Annotated in this window: 28 protein-coding genes; 14 read left to right on the forward strand and 14 right to left on the reverse strand. The window is 59.8% G+C overall.

The genetic code is table 11. The annotated features are described in order from the left end of the window. Positions 1–3 precede the first annotated feature (3 nt). Positions 4–453 (forward strand): SRPBCC family protein, encoded by a 450-nt coding sequence (locus DXY16_RS10135; RefSeq protein WP_115121116.1) that lies wholly within the window; start codon positions 4–6, stop codon positions 451–453. After that, entirely contained in the window at positions 404–997 is a 594-nt protein-coding gene (locus tag DXY16_RS10140) for a hypothetical protein (protein ID WP_137007085.1), read from the forward strand. The genes DXY16_RS10135 and DXY16_RS10140 overlap by 50 nt, the downstream gene beginning before the upstream one ends. Here DXY16_RS10140 and DXY16_RS10145 read toward each other — a convergent pair. The 5 genes from DXY16_RS10145 to DXY16_RS10165 form a co-directional block, all read right to left on the reverse strand. Next, positions 961–1770, reverse strand: coding sequence for a uroporphyrinogen-III synthase (locus DXY16_RS10145; protein ID WP_115121118.1), 810 nt, complete (start codon positions 1768–1770; stop codon positions 961–963). The two genes, DXY16_RS10140 and DXY16_RS10145, sit on opposite strands and share 37 nt — an antisense overlap. Then, complete coding sequence (locus DXY16_RS10150) at positions 1767–2975, reverse strand: glycosyltransferase family 2 protein (protein ID WP_115121119.1); 1209 nt, start codon at positions 2973–2975, stop codon at positions 1767–1769. The genes DXY16_RS10145 and DXY16_RS10150 overlap by 4 nt, the downstream gene beginning before the upstream one ends. A gap of 70 nt (positions 2976–3045) precedes the next feature. Then, on the reverse strand, positions 3046–4719 hold the full coding sequence (locus tag DXY16_RS10155; RefSeq protein WP_115121138.1) for a glycoside hydrolase family 3 N-terminal domain-containing protein: 1674 nt from the start codon (positions 4717–4719) through the stop codon (positions 3046–3048). Positions 4720–4721: 2 nt separating this feature from the next. After that, positions 4722–5147: a 30S ribosome-binding factor RbfA gene (gene rbfA, locus DXY16_RS10160; RefSeq protein WP_115017802.1), complete on the reverse strand. Its 426-nt coding sequence runs from the start codon at positions 5145–5147 to the stop codon at positions 4722–4724. A 6-nt stretch (positions 5148–5153) separates the two neighbouring features. Continuing rightward, complete coding sequence (locus DXY16_RS10165) at positions 5154–5360, reverse strand: DUF751 family protein (RefSeq protein ID WP_115017726.1); 207 nt, start codon at positions 5358–5360, stop codon at positions 5154–5156. Between the two features lie 562 nt (positions 5361–5922). Here DXY16_RS10165 and DXY16_RS10175 point away from each other — a divergent pair. Next, the gene (locus DXY16_RS10175; protein WP_115121139.1) at positions 5923–6648 is read left to right on the forward strand and encodes a glutathione S-transferase family protein; all 726 of its coding nucleotides are present in this window, start codon (positions 5923–5925) and stop codon (positions 6646–6648) included. Here DXY16_RS10175 and DXY16_RS10180 read toward each other — a convergent pair. Next, complete coding sequence (locus DXY16_RS10180; protein ID WP_115121121.1) at positions 6560–7327, reverse strand: DUF6816 family protein; 768 nt, start codon at positions 7325–7327, stop codon at positions 6560–6562. The two genes, DXY16_RS10175 and DXY16_RS10180, sit on opposite strands and share 89 nt — an antisense overlap. Between DXY16_RS10180 and DXY16_RS10185 the strand changes: the two genes are divergently transcribed. Beyond that, a complete protein-coding gene (locus DXY16_RS10185) occupies positions 7326–7592 on the forward strand; it encodes a chlororespiratory reduction protein 7 (RefSeq protein ID WP_115017731.1) in 267 nt (88 codons plus the stop codon). The genes DXY16_RS10180 and DXY16_RS10185 overlap by 2 nt on opposite strands. Here the strand turns inward: DXY16_RS10185 and DXY16_RS10190 are convergent. Continuing rightward, positions 7543–8148, reverse strand: a complete 606-nt coding sequence (locus DXY16_RS10190; RefSeq protein ID WP_115121122.1) for a shikimate kinase — start codon at positions 8146–8148, stop codon at positions 7543–7545. The two genes, DXY16_RS10185 and DXY16_RS10190, sit on opposite strands and share 50 nt — an antisense overlap. A 92-nt stretch (positions 8149–8240) precedes the next feature. Between DXY16_RS10190 and DXY16_RS10195 the strand changes: the two genes are divergently transcribed. Both DXY16_RS10195 and DXY16_RS10200 read left to right on the forward strand, forming a co-directional pair. Next, positions 8241–9188: a 6-carboxytetrahydropterin synthase gene (locus DXY16_RS10195; protein WP_115017737.1), complete on the forward strand. Its 948-nt coding sequence runs from the start codon at positions 8241–8243 to the stop codon at positions 9186–9188. Between the two features lie 17 nt (positions 9189–9205). Next, the gene (locus DXY16_RS10200; protein WP_115121123.1) at positions 9206–9892 is read left to right on the forward strand and encodes a dihydrofolate reductase family protein; all 687 of its coding nucleotides are present in this window, start codon (positions 9206–9208) and stop codon (positions 9890–9892) included. Here DXY16_RS10200 and DXY16_RS10205 read toward each other — a convergent pair. Next, a complete protein-coding gene (locus tag DXY16_RS10205) occupies positions 9862–10293 on the reverse strand; it encodes a hypothetical protein (RefSeq protein WP_244281650.1) in 432 nt (143 codons plus the stop codon). The two genes, DXY16_RS10200 and DXY16_RS10205, sit on opposite strands and share 31 nt — an antisense overlap. A gap of 85 nt (positions 10294–10378) precedes the next feature. Between DXY16_RS10205 and DXY16_RS10210 the strand changes: the two genes are divergently transcribed. Both DXY16_RS10210 and DXY16_RS10215 read left to right on the forward strand, forming a co-directional pair. Beyond that, positions 10379–11578, forward strand: coding sequence for a GNAT family N-acetyltransferase (locus DXY16_RS10210; RefSeq protein ID WP_115121124.1), 1200 nt, complete (start codon positions 10379–10381; stop codon positions 11576–11578). A gap of 10 nt (positions 11579–11588) precedes the next feature. Then, positions 11589–11972, forward strand: coding sequence for a DUF4346 domain-containing protein (locus DXY16_RS10215; RefSeq protein ID WP_244281651.1), 384 nt, complete (start codon positions 11589–11591; stop codon positions 11970–11972). 41 nt (positions 11973–12013) lie between these two features. Here the strand turns inward: DXY16_RS10215 and DXY16_RS10220 are convergent, their stop codons facing one another. Then, on the reverse strand, positions 12014–13588 hold the full coding sequence (locus DXY16_RS10220; RefSeq protein WP_115121126.1) for a B12-binding domain-containing radical SAM protein: 1575 nt from the start codon (positions 13586–13588) through the stop codon (positions 12014–12016). A gap of 177 nt (positions 13589–13765) precedes the next feature. Between DXY16_RS10220 and DXY16_RS15035 the strand changes: the two genes are divergently transcribed. Continuing rightward, positions 13766–13858: a cytochrome B6 gene (locus DXY16_RS15035; protein ID WP_115017751.1), complete on the forward strand. Its 93-nt coding sequence runs from the start codon at positions 13766–13768 to the stop codon at positions 13856–13858. 18 nt (positions 13859–13876) lie between these two features. Here the strand turns inward: DXY16_RS15035 and DXY16_RS10230 are convergent, their stop codons facing one another. Beyond that, positions 13877–15109, reverse strand: coding sequence for an MFS transporter (locus DXY16_RS10230; protein WP_115121127.1), 1233 nt, complete (start codon positions 15107–15109; stop codon positions 13877–13879). Beyond that, positions 15106–16503 carry a 30S ribosomal protein S12 methylthiotransferase RimO gene (gene rimO / locus DXY16_RS10235; protein WP_115121128.1) on the reverse strand — a complete coding sequence of 466 codons (1398 nt, stop codon included), beginning with the start codon at positions 16501–16503 and terminating at the stop codon, positions 15106–15108. The genes DXY16_RS10230 and rimO overlap by 4 nt, the downstream gene beginning before the upstream one ends. Before the next feature lie 123 nt (positions 16504–16626). Between rimO and DXY16_RS10240 the strand changes: the two genes are divergently transcribed. Beyond that, on the forward strand, positions 16627–17568 hold the full coding sequence (locus tag DXY16_RS10240; RefSeq protein ID WP_115121129.1) for a vitamin K epoxide reductase family protein: 942 nt from the start codon (positions 16627–16629) through the stop codon (positions 17566–17568). Between the two features lie 21 nt (positions 17569–17589). On the opposite strand, the gene nadB is transcribed toward DXY16_RS10240, so the two are convergent. The 3 genes from nadB to DXY16_RS10255 form a co-directional block, all read right to left on the reverse strand. Beyond that, positions 17590–19275 (reverse strand): L-aspartate oxidase, encoded by a 1686-nt coding sequence (gene nadB, locus DXY16_RS10245; RefSeq protein ID WP_115121130.1) that lies wholly within the window; start codon positions 19273–19275, stop codon positions 17590–17592. An 83-nt stretch (positions 19276–19358) separates the two neighbouring features. Then, entirely contained in the window at positions 19359–19736 is a 378-nt protein-coding gene (gene psbU / locus DXY16_RS10250) for a photosystem II complex extrinsic protein PsbU (protein ID WP_115121131.1), read from the reverse strand. A gap of 112 nt (positions 19737–19848) precedes the next feature. Continuing rightward, positions 19849–20580 (reverse strand): DUF3120 domain-containing protein, encoded by a 732-nt coding sequence (locus tag DXY16_RS10255; RefSeq protein ID WP_115121132.1) that lies wholly within the window; start codon positions 20578–20580, stop codon positions 19849–19851. 145 nt (positions 20581–20725) lie between these two features. On the opposite strand from DXY16_RS10255, the gene DXY16_RS10260 reads away from it, so the two are divergent. Genes DXY16_RS10260 through DXY16_RS10275 form a run of 4 tightly spaced genes read left to right on the forward strand, consistent with a single transcriptional unit; the run spans position 20726 to position 25619 of the window. Further along, on the forward strand, positions 20726–21595 hold the full coding sequence (locus DXY16_RS10260) for an undecaprenyl-diphosphate phosphatase (RefSeq protein ID WP_170953923.1): 870 nt from the start codon (positions 20726–20728) through the stop codon (positions 21593–21595). 19 nt (positions 21596–21614) lie between these two features. Further along, positions 21615–23012 carry a TIGR03279 family radical SAM protein gene (locus DXY16_RS10265; RefSeq protein ID WP_115121133.1) on the forward strand — a complete coding sequence of 466 codons (1398 nt, stop codon included), beginning with the start codon at positions 21615–21617 and terminating at the stop codon, positions 23010–23012. Between the two features lie 24 nt (positions 23013–23036). Next, positions 23037–24812 (forward strand): TolC family protein, encoded by a 1776-nt coding sequence (locus DXY16_RS10270; RefSeq protein ID WP_170953924.1) that lies wholly within the window; start codon positions 23037–23039, stop codon positions 24810–24812. Between the two features lie 6 nt (positions 24813–24818). After that, complete coding sequence (locus DXY16_RS10275; protein WP_115121134.1) at positions 24819–25619, forward strand: inositol monophosphatase family protein; 801 nt, start codon at positions 24819–24821, stop codon at positions 25617–25619. Positions 25620–25770: the final 151 nt, after the last annotated feature.

The following is a 25770-nucleotide window of genomic DNA, read 5'->3' on the forward strand; positions in this document are numbered from 1 at the left end:
TCTATGGGACGTTGGCTTGAACACACCGTCACCACTGACGTGAGGGCTCCCGTCTCCAGGGTGTGGGCGGTGTGGAGTGACCTGGAGGCGATGCCGCATTGGATGCGCTGGATTGAATCGGTCCAAACTCTTGATGACCCTGATCTCACCGACTGGACCCTCGCGGCTCAGGGATTTCGCTTTCGTTGGAAGGCAAGGATCACCACCCGTGTGGAGGCTCAGCAGTTGCATTGGGAGTCGGTGGGTGGCTTGCCCACCAAAGGCGCAGTGCGTTTCTATCCAGAGGCTGACGACCGTACCGCCGTCAAACTGAGCGTTACGTACGAATTGCCGGGGGTCTTGGCACCCCTCATGGAACCGAGCATCTTGGGAGGGATGGTTACCCAGGAACTCCAGGCGAACCTTGACCGATTCCGGGATCTGGTGGAAAGCGATTACACCGTGTCGGCCTGATCAGCTGTCTCGGCAGTTGTTGATGGTGTTGCTCACGGTGCTGGCCGGTTGTGCCAGCCCGGATCCTGACGAATCCCTGATGACTCCCAGCAGTCCATTGGGCTCTCCTTCTCCTGCTGTCATGCCCGAGGAGAACCAGATCGCAGCGATTCCTGCAGTCCCCCCCGCCACGCTGACGCCGCTTCCCACCCCTGCTCAGGTTCAGGACTCTGTGAGCCGGGGACGGGTCGATCCTTTCGCGCCTTTGGCTGGGGGGGCTATTAGCAATGCCTCGTCCTCTCAGCCCGGTTCGGTGCCGATCAGGCTTCAAGGTGTGCTGTCCGTTGGTGGACAGTTGCAGGCTCTTGTCAGCATTCCGAAGGACTCTGGAGCGATCTCCGGAGCGATTTGCGTTGGCCCCTCTGGTCGCTGTGGATCGGAACTCAAGGCGATCCTTCCCCAAGACTGGTCCGTGCTGAGGATTGATCTGCAGCGCGGTTGTCTTACCTATGCGGTGGCGGGCAAGGCTCAGGAACCTGTCTGCTTGGTGGAATCCAAGGCCTGAACACAGGCTTGCACCAGTCCTGGGATGTCATGGGGATCCGCTTCCTGATCGACGCGACCCAGCAGCTCAAGACAGCGTTTGCTGGTCTGCGGACCAATCGACACCACTTTGGCTGTGTCCAGTCGCGTCAACCATTGGGAGCCGAATCGTGCCTCGAGAAGCTGAGCTGTGTGGATCACGGTCTTGCCACTGCTGAAGGTGAGGGCAGCGACCTCGCCAGCCTCCAAGGCCGCCGCCGCATCATTCGGGATGCTTTCAGGACAGCGGGACTCGTAGGCCGCCACCTCGACGACCCGTGCGCCTGCTTCCCCGAAGGCTTCTGCCAGCAAGGTGCGCCCGCCGCTCTGTACACGCGGGATCAGCAACCTCAGCCCCCAGCCAGATATCGGGAAATGTTCGATCAGGCTGTCAGCAACGAAGTTGGGTGGCACGAAGTCCGCCTCCGCACCCAGCCCTTCCAGTCTTGCGGCGGTCTTGCGCCCCACGGCGGCAAGTCTGAGGCTGCTGGGTCGTCCAGACAGACTTCCCCCCTGCCTCTGCAGTCGTTCCTCCACCGCGTTCACTCCATTGGCGCTGGAAAACACCAGCCAGTGGAATTCATCCAGTTCGGCCAGAGCGTCGTCGAGCGGTCCCCACTCATCCGGTGGTCCGATCACCAGGGCGGGAAGGTCGATCACGCTGGCTCCGAGTGCTTCCATGAGCCGGCGCCCTTCGCCCTGCTGCTCCTGGGCTCGGGTGAGAACCACCGTGCGGCCTTGCAGTGGCAAGCTCATCGACCGGCCTCGTTCAGTTTCACCAGACCCTCCACCTGGCTGCGCAATGCCTTGGCTTCGTTGTTGCGCCCCTGGGCTTCCAGCAGATCTAGGGCGATCCGGAAGCCGTTGCGGGCTCCATCGATGTCGCCGCCCATCAGCAGTGCCACCGCCAAATTTTGATGGCATTCAGGGTGGTTGGGATGGCGCTGAATCGCCTTGGTATAGGCGTTGATGGCCGCGGCGATGTCGCCTAGGCGCCTTTGCATGAGGCCGAGGTTGTACCAGCCAAGGGCCACTTCCGGAGCCTGTTCAGTGGCGGTGGTGGTGAGCTTGATCGCCTCCTCCAATTGGTTGGTTTCCATCAGCAGCACCGCCAGGTTGAGGCGTGCCCCAAGGTTGAGACGGGGCTCCATCGGCAGATCTAGCGCTTGCTGGTAAGTGGCGATGGCGGTGGTGGGATCATCGTCGCGCTGCGCCATGGCGAGATGGAGCAGTAGCTCATACCGCTCTGCAGTGCGATCCATGCTTTCCCCCAGGGATGCGAGGCCCTGATGCAGCAGAGCGACGCCTCGATCTCGGTTCCCTGCAGTCACCTCAAGGGCGCCCAGCTTGGCGCAGGCATAGGGATCACCAGGCTGCTCGCTCAGCCATTGCTCCATGGCTTGTTGGAGCCGCTGGGCCTTGTCACTGCCCTGGAGAAGCTCGGGGCGATAGCCGTCATGGAGCAGTGCTGGGGCGCTGCAGTTGACGATGCGCCACTGGGGCTCATCGCGGAGTAGGGCCTCGACGCTGTCGTCGATCATTGAGTGGTACGGACGGCTCCACCGCAGGCGTGGATGACGGCGGAACAGCCGGCTGACACTCGAATAAGGGGCCATGGCCGCACCCCTCTCGTAGCGCAGCAAATTGATCACCAGCACATCGGGCTGGGTCATCAGTTCCTGCAGGGCGGGGATGGCCTCGGGTAGGAGCTGTTCATCCGCATCCAAGACCAGCACCCAGTCGCCTTTTACGTGCTCCAGTGCCGCATTGCGTGCGGGTGCGAAATCTCCTGGCCAGGGCATGTGTTCCACCCGTGCGCCGGCGGCCTCGGCCCGCTGCACGGTGTCATCCGTTGAGCCGGTGTCGACCACCACCATCTCGTTGGCTAGACCCCGAACCGAGGCCAGACAGGCCTCGATCCGATCGGCCTCATCGCGCACGATCATCGAGAGGCTGAGCATGGAGGCTTCACGGTTCGCGCTGAGGCTACGGCCCTCGCCTTGGCTCTGCTGCGTTTGCTGTGGCTGAATCTCAGTCGGTGAAACCCTGCCCTGCCCCTGTGCCCGTGGCCTCAGGCTGTGTGATCAGACGACTCAGGGCGGAGTGCTGGGCATCGGGCATTTGGCCTGGGCTGTAGGCGGCCGGAATGCCGGCCTCAAGCCTCGCGCGCAAGGCCTCCCAGCTGTATGGACTTCCGTAGATCACAACCCCGGCAAGCCGACCTGCGCGTTGTAGCTGGGCGAGGGCATCCCCCCAGGGTTCTTGTTTGTCACGACCGCCTCGGAAGGGATTACCGCGCAGAAACAGTTGCACCAGCACAGGTCCGTCCCCCAGTCGCTCCAGCGCCAGAGGGGAAGAGGGCTGGTCGTCCCGCCAGATTGACACCGCCATCGGGTGGATGATCAACGGACTGAAGCCTGCTCGTTCAGGCAGCAGGAGGGCTGGAGCCGTGGCATGGAGTTGAGGGCAGGGCAGCACCCCATCCACCCGGATCAGATTGATGCCCTTGCCTGCCGCTGCAGCCTGGATGCGACCCCCGTTGGTCTGGCAGGTCAGCTCCACGAGTTCGGTGCTGAGCGCGCGTTCTGTTGGGCTTTCCTGTGCCAGGAGCTGGTGGGTGGCTTGCTCGCTGCGTTGTTGTTCAGGAGCTGCAGTGTTGATGCGCTGTAAGGCCTTCTGCCGTCTTCCCAAACTGGCATCGAGCTGCTGCCAAGGGATCCGTCCGGAGCGCAGGCCAGAGCAGATCGCTTTGATCGCCGCGTCGGCGTCCTCAGGCATGAGGATTAAATCAGCCCCTGCCTCGAAGGCGAGACGTGCTGCCTCACCGGGGCTGTAGTGCTTTCTGATCGCCTCCATCACCAGGGCATCGGTGACGATCAGGCCTTCAAAGCCAAGCTCTTGCCGCAGCAGTCCACTGAGGACCGGCTTCGAGAGGGTGGCAGGCCGTGTGGGATCAAGCGCAGGGATTTCCAGATGGGCAGTCATCACGCTGTCGATACCCGCAGCGATGCTTGTCCGAAAGGGCAACAGTTCGATCCGCTCGAGCCGTTCCCTGTCATGCAGGAGCACCGGGAGCTGCAGATGCGAATCCACCGCAGTGTCCCCATGGCCCGGGAAGTGCTTGGCACACCCCAGCACTCCCTCCCTGCTGAGGCCACGTTGGAAGGCGAGTGTGAGCTTTGAGACTGTCGTTGGGTCGTTCCCCCAGGCCCGCACATTGATCACTGGATTGTCCGGGTTGTTGTTGACATCCACGACTGGTGCCAACACCCAGTTCAGGCCGCACTGGCGGGCCTGTCGGCCTGTGCAGGCGCCGTAATGCTCTGCGAGGGTCTCGGCTTGTGCAGGGTCGGAGGCATACAGGCTGGAGAGGGCCATCGGAGGCACGAGCCATGAGGCTCCTTCAAATCGCTGGCCGACCCCCTCTTCGACATCGGCGCAGAGCAGGAGCGGCCGGCCGGCCCAATCACGCAGCTGCAGGCAGCGCTGCTGCAGTTCCACGCAAGTGCCTCCAAGCAGGATCACACCGCCTACACCCGATTGGAGAAGCCGCTGCAAGTCGGCATTGTTGAGCTCCCAGCGGGGGTAGCGCCGTTGTCGGTCTCCGGCATGTCCACTGGCCCGAACAACGATCAGGCTTGCTACCCGCCTGTGCAGTTCTTCGTCCGTGAGTGCCTGGCTGCTTGGTGACGGAAACGACCCCAGCGTCACGATGCTCCTTGCTCGGCTCCGCTTTCGGGGTCTGCATCACTGCCGGCTGGGATCGCGCCGCGTTCTCCCCGTTCCTCCTCAAGGCGGTTGAGCAGATTGAGAACGGTGGTTCCCTTCTCGATTCCACGATCCAGCTGGAAAACGACCTCCGGCGCACGGCGCATCTGCAGGCGTCGCCCCAGTTCTCCGCGTAGGTAGCCGCTGGCGGCCTGAAGGCCTTCGAGCACCTGCTGTCGCTGCTGCTCCTCGCCGTAGATGCTCACGAAGATTTTGCAGTGCTGGAGATCACCGCTCACTTCCACTTCGGTGATGCTCACCATCCCTTGATGCACGCGCTCATCGCGGATCCCATGGATAAGCAGTTCGCTTGTTTCGCGTCTGATCAGGGCCGCGACCCGCTCCACTCGCCGTCCCGGTGCCATGGCCAATCAAGCCAGAGGTGATGGCGTCACCATGGCACGGAGCACCAGGCTCAGGCTGATCATGCCGCTGATCAGGGCACCGATGAGGGCCACGGCGGTGACCGGATTGCTGCGGCGCCGTGCCAAGGGTTCGGCGACAGAATTCAGGACTCCCAGCCCGAAGGCGATCAGGTAACGCGGATAGCGCGTCACATTGACGAAAAAATCTCTCATGGTCAGTTATTGCAGTCGGTTTGGCTGGGTGGAATGAACGTGGGCAAGTCTTGGCTGAGGGCTGGCATGCCCAGGACAAAGCGCGCGAGACGGAAGCAACAAGGTGCTGAACCGAATTTTAGGGCGTTCAAATGACGCATGAGTTGCTCGAGAAACGAGATGAATCGATGTGATGTCAGGCCTTTTGGGGAGGCCTTGACATGACGAATGGGAAAAGGCTTGCCCAGCAGTGTCATGGATGGCAATGCATGGGTTGGTCACTCCCAAGCTGCTCTGAGGGTTGGATCTTTCAACTGTTGCCGCTTCACTCTCATCCCGGGACAGTTTTCGTGAGGTGAAGAGTCTCAATCTCAATCATTTTGTCTTTCAAAAAGATGCATTTGGCTTTGGCAGATTCTTTTGGGGGATGAAACTGCAACTGTCACCTGCTCGGAATTCTTCTCGTTCGGGATCCGACTGTGATGTCGCAAACCTTGTCGAGTAGAGACGACAACCTCTCGCAGGGAGATGGCGAAGGTCGGATTCAGATGGCTACCCTTCCGTTCCCTGGTTGGTGCAGGCCATGTTGGAGCTTCATCAGTTCCGTCATTCAGCCTTTTGTCTCAAGGTGCGGATGATCCTTCAGGCCAAATCTCTGAGCTTTCGAGTCGTGGAGGTGACCCCCGGCGTGGGCCAAATCGACGTGTTTCGTCTCTCCGGTCAGCGTCAGGTCCCTGTCCTTGTGGATGGAGACACGGTGGTGCCCGATTCCAGTGCGATTGCACTGCATCTTGAACAACACCATCCTGCGCCTTGTTTGATCCCTGCAAATCCACGGGAACGGGCCCAGTCCCATCTGCTGGAGGACTGGGCAGACACCACCCTGGCAGCGGCCGCCAGGGTCGCCCTGGCCCAGGCGGCGGTAGGGGATGGGAGTCTCTTAGCTGCCTTATTACCTGATGCTCTCCCCGCACCTCTTCGCCAGACGGTGGGGGCCCTTCCTGGTGGATGGCTGCAGGGTCTTGGTGAGGTGGTTGATCAGGGGGAACGTTCAGCCATGCTCGCCAGCCTGATTCAACTGTCTGATGCGGTTGACGTCAGTCCTTGGTTGGTCGGAGATGGCCTGACCATTGCAGATCTCGCCGTGGCTGCCCAGTTGTCTTTGCTCCGTTTTCCCCCCTCCGCCGGAGAAGCCTTGGCAGGTCGAGGGGTGCCTGGGTTTAGTGATCATCCCCGTTTGCAATCCCTGTTCCGTTGGAGGGATCAACTCGAGGATCAGCTCCTGCAGGCTGATCCTGCTGCCGTGTGAGCCGTAGCTCGTAATGGCTTGTGTTCAAGGCCTGGTTGGACGACTGGGCTCCCGGTCCCGGGTAACGGGCTTGCCATTGCTCGGCACAGATCAGGTTGATGTCGTCCGCACAGAGGCTGTATCGGCTGAGGGTTTCGATCCTGCTAATGCGTGGAGGACCGTTGCCATGCAGGATCTGGAGCACCAGCTCATCGCTCACAAAGGGCCTTTGATCGGTGGACGTCTGCCGACGACCGATCACGGTTGTTTCCAGTGTTCGATCGTCCGAGAGATGGGCCAGCTGGCGATTGACCTGTTCCGGTGCTTGCTCCACTGACAGCAGTTGCTCAGCGAGAAGGGCTTCGCCGATCGCACGGGCATTGAAGCGCCGGTCTCCGACCACGTCGGCCTTGCCATCGATCAGCGGATGGAGCGTATGGAAGCGAGCCGGATGTTCAAGCCTGCTTTGGTCGGCCAGATCAGTGCTCTCAACCATCCATTCCCCCCTAAGCCACTCGGGATAGATCAGGTCCTGGTGCTGACGAGGCCGCGGCAATGGTGCCGGCAGCTGCCAGTGAGGCCAGGCCTGCTGTCGCTCATCCAGCCAGTCCTCCGCCCCCCAGGCTGGATTGGCATCCACCAAGAGCAGTGCCTGAATCGAGAGCAGGCTGATGATGATGGTCAGCAGCCGTTGCGCCATGTCTGATCCCCTGATCCGTGCCTGTGAGCACTACGTGGTGCTGGAGCCCGGTCAGCCGGAACAGCTTCTGAGTGCCGACGACACCTTGGCATGGCTTGAACAGCACCTGACCTCACTTGATGCTCTGCCTGAAGACCTTGATGCACAGGGCTCGGTAGCGGCGGCGGCCCTTCGATTGCTGGACACGGCCTGTGATCTGGAACTGCAGCCAGGTATCAATCTTCAGTGGTTTGCGGTCCGTCTGGAGCCTCCTGGTTCGAGCTGAGGATGGTTGGAATCGCTTCCAGCACCATGGCCGCCACCTCTTCGGCTGACTGGTCGCCAACGCTGAGATGGAGGTCAGCCTCCGCATAGAAGGGGTTGCGTTTGCTCAGCAGGGCATCAAGGGAGGCCGTGGGGTCATCGGTCTCCAGCAACGGCCGTTTGGTGGGGTCGTTAGCCAGACGCTTGAGGATGCGCTCCCTGTCTGGGGCGAGCCAGATCACCACACCCTGATGCAGAACTCCCCAGTTCTCCGGCCGGGTCACCACTCCGCCGCCAGTGGCCACCACCAGGGAATGGCGCTGGCCAATCGCCTGCAGAACCTGGGATTCGATTGCGCGAAACCCTGCTTCGCCATCCTCCGCAAAGATCTTGGGGATGGGGCGACCGGCCACTTGTTCGATCACCGGGTCGGCATCCACGAACCCGTAACCGAGTTGCTTGGCGAGAGGACGACCACTGCTGCTCTTCCCACTGCCCATCATCCCCACCAGGTAGAGGTTGCGTCCCCCCAGTCGGGAACGAAGCGGGTGGGGCCCGTTCTGGGATTGGTCAGTCATGGTGAGCGGCAGGCGTTCAGGGTGGAGTCGCGTCAGGCCTTGGTCGGTTGCACCGCGGGACTCCCTAGGATGCTCACTGGACTTACCACGCCATGACTGAACCCTCAGCTGTGGCATGTGCCGCAGATTTGCCTCAGACGGCGACGCATGGCCAGGGCAGGGGGTGTGTGATCACCCGTAGAGCCTGTTTTAGTGCCAGTCACCGCTACTGGCTGCCTGAATTGAGTGCAGATGACAATGCTGCCCGGTTCGGACCCTGTGCTCTGGCTCCTGGCCATGGTCACAACTACGAGCTGATCGTGTCCATGGCCGGGGGCCTGGATGCCGATGGCATGGTGCTCAACCTCTCAGAGGTGAAGCACGCGATCCGCACTGAGGTGACGGGCCAGCTCGACTTTCGCTTCCTCAATGAGGCTTGGCCAGAGTTCGATGTTTCCACACCTGCTGGTTGCCTCCCTACCACCGAAGCGTTGGTGAGGTCGATCTGGCAGCGTCTTACCCCGCATCTGCCGATCACGGCGCTACGTCTCTACGAACAACCGGGCCTTTGGGCCGACTATCTCGGACATCCCATGGACGCCTTCCTGACGATTCGCACTCATTTCGCCGCCGCACACCGTTTGGCGCGCCCGGAATTGAGCCAGGAGGAGAACGAACGCATTTATGGCAAGTGTGCCCGTCCCCATGGCCATGGTCACAACTATTTGGTGGATGTGACGGTGCGCGGCACAATCGATCCCCGAAGTGGCATGGTCTGTGACCTCTCGGCACTGCAGCGGTTGGTGGATGATTTGGTGGTGGAACCCTTCGATCACACGTTTTTGAACAAAGACGTGGCCTTCTTCGCTGAGTGCGTTCCGACGGCTGAGAACATTGCCCTCCACATTGCTGACCGCCTCTCGGCACCGATTCAGGCCATTGGCGCCCATCTCCACAAGGTGCGTTTGCAGGAAAGTCCAAACAATGCCGCTGAGGTCTATGCCGAAGTGCCTCAGCTGGACATGCAGCCCGCTGCCCTTGAGGCGGTCATGGCGTCCTGAGTCCTCCCCTCTCCACCATGCCGCACAAGCTGAGGCTGGTGCTGGCCATCAGCCTTGATGGACGTCTAGCCCCGCCGAAGGGTGGGGCCGCTCATTTGGGTGGTGAGGGTGACCGCAAGGTGCTCGATCGAGCCCTCGCTTGGGCTGATGGCTGTTTGATCGGTGCGGGCACGTTGCGGGCCCATCGCTGCACCTGCCTGATTCATGATCCGGAGCTGCTGCAACAGCGTCTGGCAGCAGGACGATCCCCCCAACCCTCCGCGCTGGTGGTGACCTCACGGATGCAGCCGCAGTTCCCCCTGGATTGGCCTTTTTTTCATCAGCCGCTTGAACGACAGCTTCTGCGCCCTGCCGATCCTTCCCTGCCTGATGGCTTGATTCCCGGCTTTGATCGCGTGCATGTGATGGCCGATTCCTGGCGTCAGACGCTGGATGGGCTGGCGTCAAAGGGATTGCATCGTCTTCTCCTCCTGGGAGGAGCGTCTCTAACCAGTTCCTTGCTGCTGGCTGATGCAGTCGATGAGCTTCAACTCACCCTCACCCCTCGGGTGCTCGGAGGGCGCCACGGTTGGATTCCCTTTACTGAGGAGAGCCTGCCCTCAGCGTTGGCTGTCGCGGATGCCTGGAGTTTGCAGGAGTGCATGCCCCTTGAGAGCAACGAGTTGATGGTGCTTTATCGGCGCAGGCGTTCGAGCAGCGTTTGAAGCAGACCAGGATTCAGTTCGGTGGTTGGCAGTCCTATCAGGGAGGTCACACAGCGCTGGATCACCACCTCGGAGTCATCGCCGATACGGCCTCTGAGCAGCTCGGTGAGGACCCCCAGTTCTCTGCCGGTGCGACCGGCTTCACGAATCAAGCAGGCACTCACGGGTTTGGCCAAAGACCGGCAGGGCTGTTTCGCCAGCGTGCTGAATCCTTGGCCCAGCCCTTCGGTCGCCTCGCTCACCAGGGAGGTGCAGCTTTGTGTGAGGTGTGTCTCAAGGCGGGGACGCAGCAAATCCAGCAGCGGCTGAAGCAGGCCGGCTTGGGCGGTCTGTGGTCCGGCTCCCAGCAGCAGGAGCATCACGAGCCAAAGGCCACGCTGGGTCGACGCAAAACCGTTCACGGTGGAAGCGGCGCCAAAGTTTCAGTCTGGTCACAGCCGGCGCCTGCTCGTTAGGGTCGCCCCATCCGCCTTGCCTTCGCCGGCCATGACCGCGCTGTCTGCCCGTTGGCATCGCTCTCTGAGCGAGATCCCTGAACAGCAATGGCAGAGGCTGGTTGGGGAGGAGGTTTCTCCTTTCTATTGCTGGGATTGGCTTGTTGCCCTGGAGGAATCGGGCAGCATTGTGCCCAAGCTTGGTTGGCAGCCTTTGCATCTGTCGGTGTGGCGCTCCGACGATCAGCTCGTCGGCGTGGCACCCCTCTATCTCAAGGGGCATAGCTATGGAGAGTTTGTTTTTGATCAAGCGTTTGCGCGTTTGGCTGCCGATCTGGGAGAGCGCTATTACCCCAAGCTTGTGGGGATGAGTCCAGTGAGCCCGGTCCAGGGCTATCGCTTTCATACCGCCCCAGGCGAGAGCGCTGCGGAACTCACGGCCGTGATGTTGGAGCTGATCGACCAGTTCGCCTCTCGCAATGGCATTCTCAGCTGCAATTTTCTCTATGTGGATCCCACCTGGCAGCCTTTGGCGGAGGCGGCCGGCTGCGCCACCTGGATCAATCAGCAGAGCCTTTGGACCGCGGATGGTCAGCAGACCTTCGCGGACTATCTGGCTGGCTTCAATGCCAATCAGCGTCGCAATATCAAGCGCGAACGTCGGGCTGTCGAACAGGCAGGCCTCAGGGTCACACCACTCAGTGGTGCCGACCTTGATCCCAGCCTGCTCCAGCGCATGCATGGTTTTTATGAGCAGCACTGTGCCCGGTGGGGGATGTGGGGAAGCAAATATCTCGAGGCCTCGTTCTTCGATCGGCTGGCATCCCCGGCGATGCGAGAGAGGGTGGTTCTCTTTAGTGCCCATCGCGGCGATGCGCGTGAACCGGTGGCGATGTCGCTGTGCGTGCATGACCATCAGCAGCTGTGGGGGCGCTACTGGGGCAGCGAGGAGGAGATCGACTGCTTGCATTTCGAGGTGTGTTACTACGCCCCGATCGCTTGGGCCCTGAAGAGGGGACTGCAGCGATTCGATCCTGGAGCGGGTGGCAGCCACAAGCGCCGTCGTGGTTTTGTGGCTCGCCCTCTAGCGAGCCTCCACCGTTGGTATCACCCCGCCATGGATGGTCTGATCCGCCAGTGGTTGCCTCGGGCGAATGCCTTGATGGAAGAGGAGATTGAAGCGATTAATGCTGAGCTGCCCTTCAAAGTGGAGCCGCCCTCCTTGTCATTTGTAGCCTGTGACCATGGCTGAATCCATGCAGATGGTTGAACCACTGAAGGAGCTGCAGTCTCTGGATGATCAGTTGTCTCAGCGCTTCATTGCGCTTGATCCAGCTGGCTATTTCCTCATCCGTGTGGACCGGGAGACCCTTGAGTTGGTTGTTGAGCACTTCGCGAATGACGTCGACGAAAGCGGCAGAGCCACTGATCCTGAGACCGGTGAAGTGTTGGAGTGCCGGGGTAGTGCTCCTCGAGCTGCAGCAGCTGTTTACCGCTCTCGAACCGCGAAACAGATGGGCATTCAACTCACCGAGGGGGAGGGCCCTCACCCCCTCAGCGGCTTAGACCATGCGCTCTATCTCGGACGGGAGCTTCAGCGGGCCGAGCAGGCGATGCTGAGCGGTGAAGATTACGTGCAGGACTAAGCCTGACTGAGAGGGCAACCCGGTTGGCTCGTTGACCTCGATCAGACGGGTTGGAGTTCGCGGGTGCTTTTCGGCTCTTCAGGTGGCAGAGATTCGAGCTGGTCACGAATTTCTTGCTGCACGATCGAGCGGTACTCGAGGAAATGCTCATTGTGGGCAAGCACCACAAGGAACTGTTCGAGCATGGCCGGGTTGCTTCGTGCCATACCGATCATGTAGCGCCAGAAACGGCTGCGGGTATTGCGCTTAAGGCCCTGACGCCAGATCACAATCGCGAGAGCGCGAAGATCCGTGAGGGTTGGAAGTTTGGTGGACCCCTTCCAGCGGGGTGCTCCCATCTTTAAGTAGTAGGAATAGACCCGATCCATGTAGGCATTGGGCTCATAGAGAGCGCAGAACGCCTCGACGTATTCATTGGCAATATCCCGGATCGGACGGGTTGGTTCGAAATTGAGAAGGTTGGTCTGGTTGACCCCTTTGGCGGCATCCTTGTCTTGGATCAGGCGCCCTTCTTTTTCCAGTCGATGCCACAGCGCGGTATTGGGCAGTGCCTGCAGCATTCCCATCATCGCGGCCGGTATTCCAGTGCGGGTGACGAAGTCCACAATCCGGCGTCCGGCCCCTTCTTTCTCGCCATCAAAACCGATGATGAATCCGGCCATCACCCGGATGCCATTGGCCGTGATTCGATCCACTGCCGCATCCAGTGGATTGCGGGTGTTCTGTACTTTTCGGGCCGTTTCCAGGCTGGCTTCGTCTGGTGTTTCGATGCCGAGGAAGACGCTTTCGAAGCGAGCCTCGTGCATCATTCGCATCATCTCGTCGTCATCCGCTAGGTCGACGGATGCCTCCGTGGCAAAGCTGAACGGATAACCCCGTTCTTCTTGCCAGGCCTTGATTTGCGGCAGTAGCAGTTTGGCGTTGCGTTTGTTGCCGATGAAGTTGTCGTCGACCAAGAAGATGGATCGCCGCCAGCCAAGGTCGTACAGCGACTGAAGCTCAGCTACAAGCTGCTCAGGAGTTTTTGTGCGTGGCTTTCGGCCATACAGCACGATAATGTCGCAGAACTCACAGTTGAACGGACAGCCTCGAGAGAACTGAACGCTCATGGAGTCATAAGCATCCAATTGGAGCAGGTCGAAACGTGGAATGGGTGTGCCTGTGACATCGGGCTTGTCGCCTTCTGCGCTGAATCTTCCACTGGTGTCTCCGCGTTGGATCGCCTCGATAAACAAAGGCAGGGTGATTTCACCCTCATCCAGCACTTTGAAATCGGCTTTGGCAATCTCCGGTGCGTCTGGGGTAGAGCTGGCATAAGGACCGCCAACAGCGACAAGCAGTCCACGACTTTTGGCGATGGAGATCTGTTTCTCCATGTCGTCCTTCTGGACGATCATGCCTGAGATCACAACCAGTTCCGCCCAGTCCCATTCGGCTTCGCTAACTTCCCGCACGTTGCGGTCAACCAGCTTCATCTCCCAATCCTGAGGAAGCAGTGCAGCCACAGTCGCTAGCCCAAGGGGGGGGAGCAGCACCTTGCGGTTCACCAGCTCAAGGATCTTTTCGTAGCTCCAGAACGTTTTCGGGAACTCCGGATAAACAAAAAGGGTTCGCATGGAAGCGCTGCGACAGGGCAGAGATGGGGAACGGTGTGCTGCCGGAGCAGAAGCAGGTGGCCGAACTTGAGCGCTGGCCCGTCCGAGATCAGTCAATCGAATGCGACAACCTTAAGGGGTATTTGGCTGTGACAGCCCTCGGGTCTGATCTAATAGACCAGTCTTGCCATCACTGCCGTGGGTGTTGTCTTCTATCTGGGTCTGGTTGGTGCAGGCCTTGTCGCCGCTGCTGTGATCGGTGGAGTACTGCGTGGAATCAAGTTGATCTGAAGCTCTGGCAGCGGATCTTCACTCTGTTTCCGTCCTCTCAGGGAGAACGGTTTCACCACGCCTCCAGATTTCCCAACCAGCCAGCACTAGCCCCACACCGCCTGTGATGGCGAAGGTGTGACTGAGTCCAACTGTGGTCGCGAGAGCTGCAGCGATCAGACCGCTCAGCCCACCCCCACCAAGAAAGGCGATCTGGCTGAGTCCGGCCATGCGTCCGCGGATGATCTGAGGTGTGCCCACCTGGGTGATCATGTTGGCGCTGCTGAGCAGGCCTGCAGTGCCTGCGCCGATGAGCAGGGCCATGGTTAATACCATCGTGACCGATCCCCCTTTGGCCATGCCCAGTTGCGCCACAGCGGTGATCAAGGCGAAGCAGCCAAGTGTCATCGCTGGTCGACGGCTGAATTTGTGGCTGTTGCGTTGCAGTACCACCCCACCGGCAATGCTTCCAGACGCCAGAACACTGGTGAAAAGACCAAGGTCTCGGGGATCAGGGCCGAGGGTGTCGGCAGCGATCAGAGGCGCCAGGCCAGGATGAAAGAAACCCACAACGCAGATCACAGCCGTGAACTGCAGAACGTTGCGCAGAATCGGTCCACAGTCGTTCCACGCTGTCCGCAGTGATGCGCTGCTGGAACCGGTGCTGCGTTGCTCCTGAGCTGTATTGGGCTGCAGTAGCCAAATCACACTGGCGATCGGTAGCAGGTAGCTGAAGGCATCGATGCTCAGGGCCATGGCCGGTCCCGTTAGCGCCACCAGCCAGCCTCCGATCGGTGGTCCCACCAGCTTCCCCACGTTGAACACGACTGAAAAGCTGGTGAGGTAAGGGGCCAATTGCTGGGGTTCATCCACCAGCAGGGCACAGTATTTATTGCGGGCTGTCAGTTCGTATGCACCGGCCACTCCCATGAGCAGTGTGCTGAGCAGGAGCACGCTCACCTGCGCTTTGCCGTTGAGCAGGGGAATTGCAAGGGCACCGATCAGGCCCGCTCCGAGCAGAGCCCACTGTGCCTGCACCAGAACCTTCTCGCAGCCGATTCGGTCCGTGCGCACACCGGCGGGACCACTGACCAGCAGGGTTGGCAAGGAGAGGGCGGCGAAATGCAGAGCCAGCAGCATCGCGTTTTGGGTGCCGCTCATCAAAATCCAGCCCTTAGCCGTGAGCCCCGCGAAGGATCCCGCCGTGCTCAGGCCTGAAGCGATCAGAAAGATAGTGCGTTGCCGTTGGTGCCAGTTGGAAACGAGTCTCACAAGGCGCTGCGCGCCGCTGTGACCATGTCGGCTGCTCCGACCAGCTTGCCGGTGAGGTCGTAAACATCGGCACCGGTAATCAGCACAGGCACCATGGTGCCCGGGCTCGCCTGCATACCGTTATCGCCGGGTTGCACCAGCACCTCTCCATCCACCTCCGGAGCGAAGCGAGCGCAGCGGCCAATCATCTCGCCGGTGGTGGGGTTGTGTTGTTCGATCAGAACATCAACCGTGCGGCCCACCCAGCTGGCGTTGCCCGCAGCTGAAATGGGTTGCTGCAGGCCCATCAGTTTGTCCTTGCGAGCGATGGCCACCTCCTCGGGCACGTGGTCTGGAAGGGTGGCTGCCGGTGTGCCGTCTTCCGGGGAGAACGTGAAGACGCCCACATGGTCGAAGCGCTGACGCTCAATGAACGAGGCCAGATGCTCGAATTGAGACTCCGTTTCACCAGGAAATCCGACAATCAGCGTTGTGCGCAGCACGGCATCCGGCAGTTGCTCACGGATCTGATCGAGCAGGCGTTCGTTCACGTCGGCCTGCCAGGGGCGGTTCATGGCGCGCAGCACATCAGGATGGCTGTGTTGAAGAGGGAGGTCGAGGTAGGGCAGCACGTTGGGCACCTCCCGGTATGCAGCCAGTACCTCTGGTGTGAGCCCTGTGGGGTAGGCGTAGTGCACTCGGATCCAGGGAATCTCCACTTCGCCAAGGGCCTTGAGCAGATCTGCCAGCCGAGGCTTGCCGTAGAGATCGAGTCCGTAGTTGGTCGTGATCTGGCTGATCAGGATCAGCTCCTGCACGCCCTGGGCCGCCAACTGATGGGCTTCGGCCACGATCGATTCAATCGGCCGTGAGCGCTGGTTGCCGCGAAGGTGGGGAATGATGCAGAAGGCACAGCGGTAATCACAGCCTTCGGCCACTTTCAAATAGGCCACGGCTTCGCCAGTGGTGCGGTAGCGCGGCAGGTGTTCATCGCCCACAAAGGTGGGGTTCTTACTCACCTGATTGACGCGCTCTCCGGCTTCAACCCGCTTGAGCACGTCCACGATGTGCTGGTAATCACCCGTGCCCACGATGGCTTTCGCCTCGGGAAGCGATTCGAGCAGTTCCTCCTGGAAATGTTGGGCCAAGCATCCGGCGATGATCAGTTCCTTGCCTTGTTCGGCCAATCCCACCAGGGTGCGCACCGATTCTTCTCTGGCGTCCTGGATGAAACTGCAGGTGTTCACAACCACAACGTTGGCATCTGTTTCGTCGCTGCTAACGCCATAACCCGCTTCTGAGAGCAGGCCGAGCATGTGTTCGGTATCGACCCGGTTTTTCTCGCAGCCCAGATGTGCGAAGGCCACTGTCGGCCGTGCTGCCTTTGCACTTGCGGTCGTTGCGTTTGCCGCCATGGCCGCACCACTTAATTCTTCACCTTACGGTTGCACCTGCAAGGCTCTGATCCAAGCCTCACAGCTCTGGCGCTGAAGAAGGCAGCCATGCCTGCCAAACTGACTGGCACCTGAACAGCCTCGATGGCCACCACGCGCCTCACCAGTCGCCGCCGCCAGGACCCGGGCTCGAAATGGGTGCGGATCGCTATGGCCGTACTGGCCACTGTTGGTGTGATCGATACCGGTTCGATCACACTTCAACGCTGGAATCTGCTGGGTCCTCTGACCTGCCCTGTTGGAGGAGATGGCTGCGACAAGGTGCTCAGCAGTGTGTGGGGAACTCTTTTTCAAGGAGATGGCTTCACCATTCCGCTGTCGTTTGCTGGATTGCTCGCTTACCTAGCGGTGCTGGTGATGGCGATTGGACCTTTGTTGCCCGGGTTGGCGGAAAACAAAACAGATTTGTCCCGCCGTACCTGGTGGGGTCTGTTTACGGTCTCTCTGGGCATGGCGGTGTTCAGCTTGGTGCTGATCGGCCTGATGGTGTTCAAGATTCAGGCCTTTTGTTTTTTCTGTGTTTTATCGGCACTGATCTCCCTCACTCTTGTGGTCCTGGCAGTGGCCGGTGGTGGTTGGGATGACCCTGCAAAGTTGCTGTTTCGAGGTGTGCTTCTGGCCCTCGCGGTGCTGTTGGGAAGTTTGATCTGGGCTTCTGTTGTCGACCCCAACCGGCCTGCAGCATCACCGGTCGGCCAGCGCACGGGGCCACCAGTCACCAGCCCTAGCTCGCCCGCGAAAATCGCTCTGGCCGAACATCTCAGCGCAGAAGGGGCTGTGCTGTACACCGCTCACTGGTGTCCTCATTGTCATGATCAGAAAGAGCTTTTTGGGAAGGAAGCCACGGACAAACTCGATGAGGTGGAGTGTGCGCCTGATGGCCTGAATGGCCAGCCCAAACTCTGTGCCAGCAAGGGGATTGAAGGTTTTCCCAGCTGGGAGATCAATGGTCAGCTTGATTCAGGCGTCAAGCCTCTCGAAACCTTGGCAGGCCTCTCGAATTACAAAGGGCCTTCCGATTTCTGATGCCATCCCTTTGCTGCTGTCTTAGGGGCTAACCGGACGGGTGTGGATCATCCGTCCCTTGAGCTGCCTGGAGTGGCACTGCCACTGCGGCATTGGCAGTGGGGCATCACTCCGGAAATGACCCCCGCGGCTTTCCTGTCGGAACAAGCAGGCTTCCAGCAGCAGAGCACTTGTGCGCTGACGGTGGTTGAGATCCAGCAGCAGGTTGAGCTCCCGGCGACTGGGTTCTTCCAGTTGATGTTGCTGATCGAAGGCTTGAGCATCCAGTAGCGCCAAGGTTTCTTCTTGCTCGAAGCGCGGCATCGCTTCCAGTGTTTGTTGCAGCACGGCTTGGATGCCGTGAACAGATCGGTCGACACCGGCCACGGCCCAGCACTGTTCACGCAATCGATCGATGCTGCGTGTCAGCTCAGAGGCTTGGATGCTGCTGCGCAGATTGGTTATTAAGGGGGGCTTGGCTGCACAAAGTGCGCGCACGCTTCGTTGACTCGCCTCTGACCAGATAGGAAGATCGATCTCTCGTAGCTGCCGGGCGTAGACCAGGCATTCCATCAGGGAATTGCTTGCCAGCCGGTTGGCACCATGCACGCCTGTGCAGGCAGCTTCCCCAACGGCGTAGAGACCGGGAACATTGGTCGATGCATGCTGGTTGGTGGCGATTCCCCCCATCCAGTAATGGGCGGCAGGGGCAACAGGCAAAGGCTTGTCGAGGGGCTGGAGCCCAAATTCGCGGCAGTGTTCGAGGATTGTGGGGAATCGGCGTTGCGCCTGAGCCCGAGGGATTGTCCGCAGGTCAAGGCCAACGTGGTCTGTGCCCTCACGACGCATGCTGTGCACCAAAGCGCGACTGACCTGATCTCTGGGGGCGAGGTCACCTCCCTTCAGATCTGCCACAGGGCTGCGGCCAGAACCATCCACCAGGACGCCCCCTTCACCACGCACTGCTTCGGAAATTAGGAAGCATGGAGCTCCTGGTAGATGCAGAGCAGTGGGGTGAAATTGCACGAATTCGAGGTCTTCGATTGCTGCGCCGGCTTGCCATGCCAGCGCAACTCCTTCACCGGCGGCTTGAGCAGGATTGGTGGTGTTGGTGTAAAGGTGACCGCCGCCCCCGGTGGCAAGAACGACGGCCCTGGCTCTGATCCAGTGGAGGAGAGGGCCATCAATCACCTGCACGCCGCAGCACCGACCGTCTTCGACCCAGAGCTTGCTAACGTGTACGCCCCTTCTGTGCAGCAACCCCTGTCGTTGTTCGACCCGCTCTCGAAGAACATCCACCAGCGCGCGACCCGTCTGGTCTTGCACATGCAGCACCCGGTGATGGCTGTGGGCCGCCTCTAGCGTGGTGGCGAGACTGCCGTCACTGTTGCGGTCAAAGGCCATCCCGACCTGCAACAGACGTTCTACGCACTGCGGTGCTTGATCCACCAGCAGTCGCACCGCATCTCCGTCGCAGAGTCCAGCCCCTGCTTGGAGTGTGTCGGCGGCATGGCTGCCTGCACTGTCGTCCGGGCGGGTGACGGAGGCGATGCCTCCCTGTGCCCAGCGGCTTGAAGAACGACGACTGGTGTTGCGGTTGAGCAGAAGGATGTTCAGACCTTCGGGCAGCTCCAGGCATGTCATGAGCCCTGCCGCACCGGCTCCTACCACCACCACATCCCAGGGACCTGGTGGGATGGGGTCTCCGTGGGCAGAGACAACTCTCATGCCAGTAGACAAAAAACCGCCGGGAATGCCGGCGGTTTCTTCAACGACGTTTCAGATCGGAACGAATCGTTCAGAGCGGGGCCTCAGCGGTACTGGCCGTCGTTGATGCGATCAAAACCCTCATTCAGGGCAATGGCGGGATCCGTGACCGTGAAGTTGTCGCGGTACTTGGAGAACAGTTCCTTTTGGCGGTCTGTCAGGTCGAGGCTGAGCACATCTTCAACGCTGTTGTAAGGCCCACCGAGCACGATCTTGCCGGCCAGAGTCGGATACATGCCAGGGAACTGCTGAAAGCGGCGAACAGAAGAGTTGTTCAGGTCCACTTTGTCGCCGCGCTCGGCAATTTTGTCGTCGGCAACGTTGCGAATGGAATCGGCGTAGGCAGCTTGCGGAAGCACCAGCCCCAGCAAGAGGCCTGTCATCACCACCACACCAGTCAGCCAGGAGACCAGCCGCTTCATCGGAACACTCCGTCAGGAATCGGAACGAGACTTCCGGCATCGCCGGTATGTGCACCATACAAGCGTGTCTAGGCCAATCTCTAGGCCAGATGACGAGCTTTTGCAGTTCGTTTCAGATCAGTCCACTCAGTGCGGGCTGAAGGAGGGCCATCAGCAGGAACAGACCATCCACCATCAACGTTGTCACCAGCACCGATGCGGCCACTGCCCAGCAGTCGGAATGCAGGCTTGGGCGACGACTCCGCATGTGCATTTGGTTCGCCATGCCAAGAATGAGAGCCGCCAGGCCAAGCATCACGAGCAATGCGGAGGGATGGCGCAGGGACGCTGCTGCGGTGTTCAGAAGCGTGTTTGCTTCCGCTAACGGCGCTTGCACCACGGCTGGCCAGAAGCGCATCACGCCCGTGAGTGCCATGGCTAAATCGGTGAGGGCTGTGCCGATGAGGGAGGAGAGATAGAACGTGCATCCCAGTCGCCAACGTCCCCCCAGTCCGGTGATGGCCAGGGGAAGTGCCAGGGCTTCAATCGGTAGGTGCCAGCTTGGGTGAGCTCGCAGCCATCCCCAGAACAGGCTGCCTGCTAACCAGCTGCCACTGAACCCCAGGAGTAGGGCCCCCATGTCTTTGCGGACTGGTTGCTGCTGCCAACCGAGGGGGATGGCTACAGCCATCAGCACGATGGTGAACAGGCTGGCGCTGAATGGATGAATGCGCACCCAAGGGGCCTGAAGAAACACAGGCAACACCACAAGCGCACCACTCCAGAGGCGCAGTGGTGTTTGCGAGACGCTACGGAGGAAGGGGGTGTCCAGTACAGGGAGGACATCCAGCCTGCGGCGATCCATGACTTGGGTTTGGATCAGGCCGCTGGGCAAAAGGGATGCCTCCGTTTGTGCAGTAAGGACCGAAACCTTAGAAGATGCTTCCAAGAAAAGGAGGCTGGCGCCAATGCCGGCAACCGCATAGCGTCCTGAAACATTGGCTTTTGCAATGACTGACGTGGTGGCGGCACCCGGGCTGCTTGAAGCCTGTTGGCGCAATTTGATTCTTGGTGTGGTGCAAGGACTGACGGAGTTTTTGCCTATCAGCAGCACCGCCCATCTCAAGGTTGTGCCCGTGCTGGCGGGATGGGGAGATCCTGGTGTGTCAATCACCGCCGTGATTCAGCTCGGCAGTATTGCGGCGGTGATTGCTTACTTCCGCAATGACCTCAACAATGTGCTGCGGGGAATCACGGCTGCAGTGGCTCGCGGCCAGTGGAGGGAACCAGAGGCCAGGCTCGGACTGGCGATGGCAGTAGGCACCTTGCCGATCTTGTTCGCAGGATTTCTGATCAAGGTGTTCTGGCCCGGTTACGCCACATCCCCTTTGCGCAGCGTTCCAGCGATTGCGATTGTCTCGATCGTGATGGCCCTGCTGCTGGCTTTGGCAGAACAGTTGGGTCCTCGCATTAAAAATCTGGATCAGGTGCAGGGGCGCGATGGCCTCGTGGTGGGTCTGGCCCAGGTACTGGCTCTCATCCCTGGTGTGTCCCGCTCCGGCAGCACACTCACTGCTTCTCTCTTTGATGGATGGCAGCGGGCCGATGCAGCCCGCTTTTCCTTCCTTTTGGGGATCCCGGCCATCAGCATTGCCGGTCTCGTGGAGTTGAAGGATGCCTTCGCCGATCCCAGTTCAGGCGGTGTTCTGCCATTGCTGGTGGGGATTGTCTCCGCTGCTGTGGTGTCGTGGCTGGCGATTGACTGGTTGATCCGTTATCTGCAGCGCCACAGCACCTGGATCTTTGTGGCGTATCGCTTGCTCTTCGGGGTGCTGCTTCTGGCCTGGTGGATGACAGCAGGATCAACAGGATCAAACTGAGTACAGCAGCTGCTTCCCCGTGTGGAATGAGCCCTCTGCTGGTGTTGCTGTGGCGGCACTAGATCACAACTCCTCAGCGCGTCAACCGGTTCCAGCCATTGTTGTGGCTGTTGAGTCTGGTTCGATTGGTGAGGAGCTGGGGTTTGAGCCTGGAGATCAGCTGCTCAGCATCAATGGAATTAGACCGCGGGATCTGATCGATTACCGCTACCTCTGCGTTGATGAAGAGTTGCGCCTGGAGGTGAGAGATGCTGCGGGCGATTTGCATCAAGTCGATCTGGAAAAGGATGCCGATGATGGCCTTGGCCTTGAGTTCAGCGAGGCGCTTTTTGATGGACTACGGCAATGCAATAACGCTTGCCCTTTCTGTTTTATTGATCAGCAACCGCCAGGCCGGCGTAGCAGCCTGTATTTAAAGGACGACGACTACCGTCTGAGCTTTCTCTACGGCTCCTATCTCACGCTGACCAACCTCACCGATGCCGACTGGCAGCGGATCGAGCAGCAACGCCTGTCTCCACTGTTCGTTTCGGTGCATGCCACTGAACCTGAGTTGAGAGCTCGTTTACTGAAAAACCCCAGGGCTGGTTTGCTGTTGGACCAGGTGCGCTGGTTTGCTGCAAGGGATCTGCAGATTCATGCCCAGGTGGTGGTTTGTCCTGGGATTAATGATGGTGACTCGCTTGAACGCACTCTTCAGGATCTGGGTGCGTTCGCGGGTGGTGAATGGCCTGCTGTGCTCTCGGCCGCTGTGGTGCCTGTTGGCCTGACCCGCTTTCGGCCCGAGCAGGATGGCCTCATGCCGGTGTCGCCTGAGGACGCACGAGCTGTGATCGCACGGGTGGAGCCTCTGCAGCTGGAGTTTCAGAAGCGTCTTGGTAGTCGTTTTGCTTGGTTGTCAGATGAGTGGTATCTGATGGCCGGTTTGCCGCTGCCCCCACGGGAAAGCTACGAGGATTTGCCTCAGCAGGAAAACGGTGTGGGCAGTATTCGCGCTTTTTTGGAGTCGCTCGATGGCGCCAGCGCCGACCTCCCCAGTGGCATTGATCAGCCCTTGCACAGCAGCTGGGTCGTTGGTCGGCTGGTGGATCAGGCCCTTGCTCCGGTGACGGCCCGTCTGAATGCAGTGGAGGGAGTCACGCTCAGTTTGTATGGTCTTCCCAGCCCCTATTGGGGGCAAGACCAGGTCGTTACAGGGTTGCTCACTGGTCAGGATCTGATTCAGGGACTGGAGGGTTGCAACCTCGGTGATCAGCTGCTGCTGCCATCGGTGATGCTTCGCCAGGGCGAGCCAGTGTTTCTCGATGACATGACGTTGGCTGAATTGGAGCAGCGCTTGTCTGTTCCGATTCGAATCGTGCATGGAGCAGCTGACATCGTGACCGTCGTCCTCGGTGATCAGTCGAAAAGCCCCTAAGCTCCGGCCAGCTTGCGTATTGATGTGAGACGGACTGCCGCCCGCTTGTTCCTCATTGCCGGCACGTTGACAGCCACCGCCTCCATTGGGTCTCCACTCCGGGCCGAGGACATGCTCGCAGCTGATGGTCCAACCTCTGATCAGCGCGCAGAGGGGGCTTTGCTGGATCAGTCGACACTCCCAACAGCTACTGAGGTCAAAGGGGCACGACCTAAGGCAGATGACTCGGTGCTGCCTCCTGCAGCCACAGAGTTGCCCCAAGATCTCTCACCGCTCAAGGCTCCTCCTTCTCTGGCGCTTCCCGATAAACCTTCCCAGGTGAGGATCCGCGAGCTGCGCCCGCTCACTCTTGAGCAGGCTCAACGCCTCACTGAGGTGAACAATCCCAGTCTGAAGGCGGCGGCCAGTCAGGTCGAGCAGGCCAAATCGCAGTTGCTGGCTGCGATTGCGGCCTGGTATCCAACGGTCAACCTCACGGCTAATGGCCTCCCCCAATATCTGGCGGGAGATCAATACCGCAATCCCGACTTTCTCAGTTCTCAGAGAGGTGAATCTCTTCGCATTGATCCGAGGACTGGTAAGCCTCCCGTGAATGCACTCACAAAACGGCCTTATACCCCATATAAGACCAGTGGTCAGTGGACGGCTAACTTCTCGGCTCAGGTGGAGTGGAAGCTGATTGATCCCGGCCGGGTCCCTCAGATCGCCTCAGCACGAGATAGTTACGAAAAGGCACGTGATACCTACTTGATCTCGCTGCGAGAGCTGCGCCTCAACACCGCAACCCAGTATTTCAACCTTCAGCGCCAGGATGAGCAGGTGCGGATTGGCCAGCAATCGGTGCGGGTGTCGCTCGTCAGTTTGCGTGATGCCAGAGCTCGATTTGAGGCGGGTGTGTCCACGAAGCTGGAGGTTCTCGAGGCTGAAACACAGCTGGCCCGTGATCAGCAGCTGCTCAGCCAAGCTCTGGGCAAGCAGGACAAAGCCCGTCGGGCCTTAGCAGCTCTTCTTGATCTGCCTCAGGACGTCACACCCACTGCCGCCACTCCTGCCCGGGTCAGAGGTGTGTGGCAGCCGTCCTTGCAGGAAAGCATTGTTGCTGCCTATGCCTTCCGCGAAGAGCTGGATCGCTTCATCCTTGATATCTCCATCAACAACAGCAACGCCAATGCTGCTTTGGCCGCTGTGCAGCCAATCCTGAGCTTGGTGAACACCTTCTCTACCTCGCGCACGCAGGGGCAGACCGCCGTTGAAGTGGTCAAGATGGCTGATTACACCTGGAGTGCCAGCAACACCGTGGCTCTCAATGCCACCTGGAACATCTTTGATGGAGGCCGTGCCCGCGCCCAATACCGGCTCAATAAGCAGAAAGCTGAGGAAAGCGAGTTCAATTTCGCTTCCGAACGGGACAAGATCCGTCAGGAAGTGGAAGACAGCTTTTTTGACCTGCGCACCGCTAATCAAGACATCTACACCACCTCTCGTGAGGTTCTCTCTTCACGCGAATCACTGCGCCTGGCTCGTCTTCGCTTCCAGGCCGGTGTCACGACGCAACGGGAAGTCGTTGACACCCAGCGTGACCTCACCAATGCGGAGGTTCGCTATGCCGATGCAGTGACGACCTACAACACCTCATTGGCCCAGCTGCGCCGTCGCACCGGATTGGATCAAGTGATCTCCTGTGAATCCGTCAGTCTCAGCAGCACCAAACCGGTTGAGGATCAGGATTACACCGTGCCGATCGAACCCACCTCCAGTCGGCCAGCCTGCCAAGCTTCTGTTTTGAACTCAGAGGGGTGACTCCCAATCGTGGCTGAAGCCCTCACCTCACAGCAGCTCAATGCCGTGCATCAGCTGCTCGATCGGGTGGCTGAGCGCCAGTTGCAGGATTTCGGCCATATCGTCTCCGATATCAAGCCAGATGGCACCTTGATCACCACCTGTGATCGCTGGAGTGATCAGGCCATCTTTGAGGGATTGCAAGCGATTGCACCCGGTGAAGGGGTGCTGAGTGAGGAAGGTTCCAAGTCGGTTCCATCGAGCCAGGCCTACTGGGTGGTGGATCCGTTGGATGGCACGACCAATTTTGCTGCAGGCATCCCTTATTGGGCGATTTCCGTGGCCCGCTGGGTGGATGGTGCACCTTCTGAGGTGTTTCTGGATGTGCCGTCTTTACGACAAAGGATCGTTGCGATCCGCGGTAAGGGGGCATGGAGGAATGGCAAGCGACTCACGCCAGAAACCCGCACGACTTCGGGAAGTGCCTGTATCTCGCTCTGCAGCCGGGCGATTCGTGTGCTTCAGCAGCGACCAGACCGACGTTTTCCGGGCAAGATTCGCCTGCTGGGGGTCGCAAGCCTGAATTTGCTCAGTGTGGCGATGGGGCAGACCGTTGGGGCTCTCGAGGCCACTCCCAAAATCTGGGATATGGCTGCAGCCTGGTTGGTGCTGAGTGAATTGGGTTGTCCTTTGATCTGGCTCGATAGACAGCCATCCGATCTGGTTGTTGGTGAAGATCTGGCGTCTGCTGATTTCCCTGTCGTGGTTGCCAGCAACGATGACATGCTCGAACGTTTGCATGAATGGGGCCAGGCCTTACTCCAGTGATCGGGCAGGGCGCAGCGAGGGGTGATGGTGAGGCAAGCCACTGCCTCACAGGCCTTCAGGCTTTCAGTTGTTGGATGAGCGTGGGTCCCGAGGCTTAGGGCTTGCGAGTTGGGTGAGTTGTGAGTTATGGTTTTGGACTGCGCGGGAGCCG

It is taken from the genome of Synechococcus sp. UW105 (assembly GCF_900473935.1).
In the GTDB taxonomy this organism is placed as follows: Bacteria; Cyanobacteriota; Cyanobacteriia; order PCC-6307; family Cyanobiaceae; genus Synechococcus_C.

What these genes read in the sequence shown, in the direction of transcription:
- DXY16_RS10135 (WP_115121116.1), top strand. Translation starts at nt 4, where the DNA reads ATGGGACGTTGGCTTGAACACACCGTCACCACTGACGTGAGGGCTCCC.
- DXY16_RS10145 (WP_115121118.1), bottom strand. Translation starts at nt 1,770, where the DNA reads ATGAGCTTGCCACTGCAAGGCCGCACGGTGGTTCTCACCCGAGCCCAG.
- DXY16_RS10150 (WP_115121119.1), bottom strand. Translation starts at nt 2,975, where the DNA reads ATGCTCAGCCTCTCGATGATCGTGCGCGATGAGGCCGATCGGATCGAG.
- rbfA (WP_115017802.1), bottom strand. Translation starts at nt 5,147, where the DNA reads ATGGCACCGGGACGGCGAGTGGAGCGGGTCGCGGCCCTGATCAGACGC.
- DXY16_RS10165 (WP_115017726.1), bottom strand. Translation starts at nt 5,360, where the DNA reads ATGAGAGATTTTTTCGTCAATGTGACGCGCTATCCGCGTTACCTGATC.
- DXY16_RS10175 (WP_115121139.1), top strand. Translation starts at nt 5,923, where the DNA reads ATGTTGGAGCTTCATCAGTTCCGTCATTCAGCCTTTTGTCTCAAGGTG.
- DXY16_RS10185 (WP_115017731.1), top strand. Translation starts at nt 7,326, where the DNA reads ATGTCTGATCCCCTGATCCGTGCCTGTGAGCACTACGTGGTGCTGGAG.
- DXY16_RS10180 (WP_115121121.1), bottom strand. Translation starts at nt 7,327, where the DNA reads ATGGCGCAACGGCTGCTGACCATCATCATCAGCCTGCTCTCGATTCAG.
- DXY16_RS10190 (WP_115121122.1), bottom strand. Translation starts at nt 8,148, where the DNA reads ATGACTGACCAATCCCAGAACGGGCCCCACCCGCTTCGTTCCCGACTG.
- DXY16_RS10195 (WP_115017737.1), top strand. Translation starts at nt 8,241, where the DNA reads ATGACTGAACCCTCAGCTGTGGCATGTGCCGCAGATTTGCCTCAGACG.
- DXY16_RS10200 (WP_115121123.1), top strand. Translation starts at nt 9,206, where the DNA reads ATGCCGCACAAGCTGAGGCTGGTGCTGGCCATCAGCCTTGATGGACGT.
- DXY16_RS10210 (WP_115121124.1), top strand. Translation starts at nt 10,379, where the DNA reads ATGACCGCGCTGTCTGCCCGTTGGCATCGCTCTCTGAGCGAGATCCCT.
- DXY16_RS10215 (WP_244281651.1), top strand. Translation starts at nt 11,589, where the DNA reads ATGGTTGAACCACTGAAGGAGCTGCAGTCTCTGGATGATCAGTTGTCT.
- DXY16_RS10220 (WP_115121126.1), bottom strand. Translation starts at nt 13,588, where the DNA reads ATGCGAACCCTTTTTGTTTATCCGGAGTTCCCGAAAACGTTCTGGAGC.
- rimO (WP_115121128.1), bottom strand. Translation starts at nt 16,503, where the DNA reads ATGGCGGCAAACGCAACGACCGCAAGTGCAAAGGCAGCACGGCCGACA.
- DXY16_RS10240 (WP_115121129.1), top strand. Translation starts at nt 16,627, where the DNA reads ATGGCCACCACGCGCCTCACCAGTCGCCGCCGCCAGGACCCGGGCTCG.
- nadB (WP_115121130.1), bottom strand. Translation starts at nt 19,275, where the DNA reads ATGAGAGTTGTCTCTGCCCACGGAGACCCCATCCCACCAGGTCCCTGG.
- psbU (WP_115121131.1), bottom strand. Translation starts at nt 19,736, where the DNA reads ATGAAGCGGCTGGTCTCCTGGCTGACTGGTGTGGTGGTGATGACAGGC.
- DXY16_RS10255 (WP_115121132.1), bottom strand. Translation starts at nt 20,580, where the DNA reads ATGGATCGCCGCAGGCTGGATGTCCTCCCTGTACTGGACACCCCCTTC.
- DXY16_RS10260 (WP_170953923.1), top strand. Translation starts at nt 20,726, where the DNA reads ATGACTGACGTGGTGGCGGCACCCGGGCTGCTTGAAGCCTGTTGGCGC.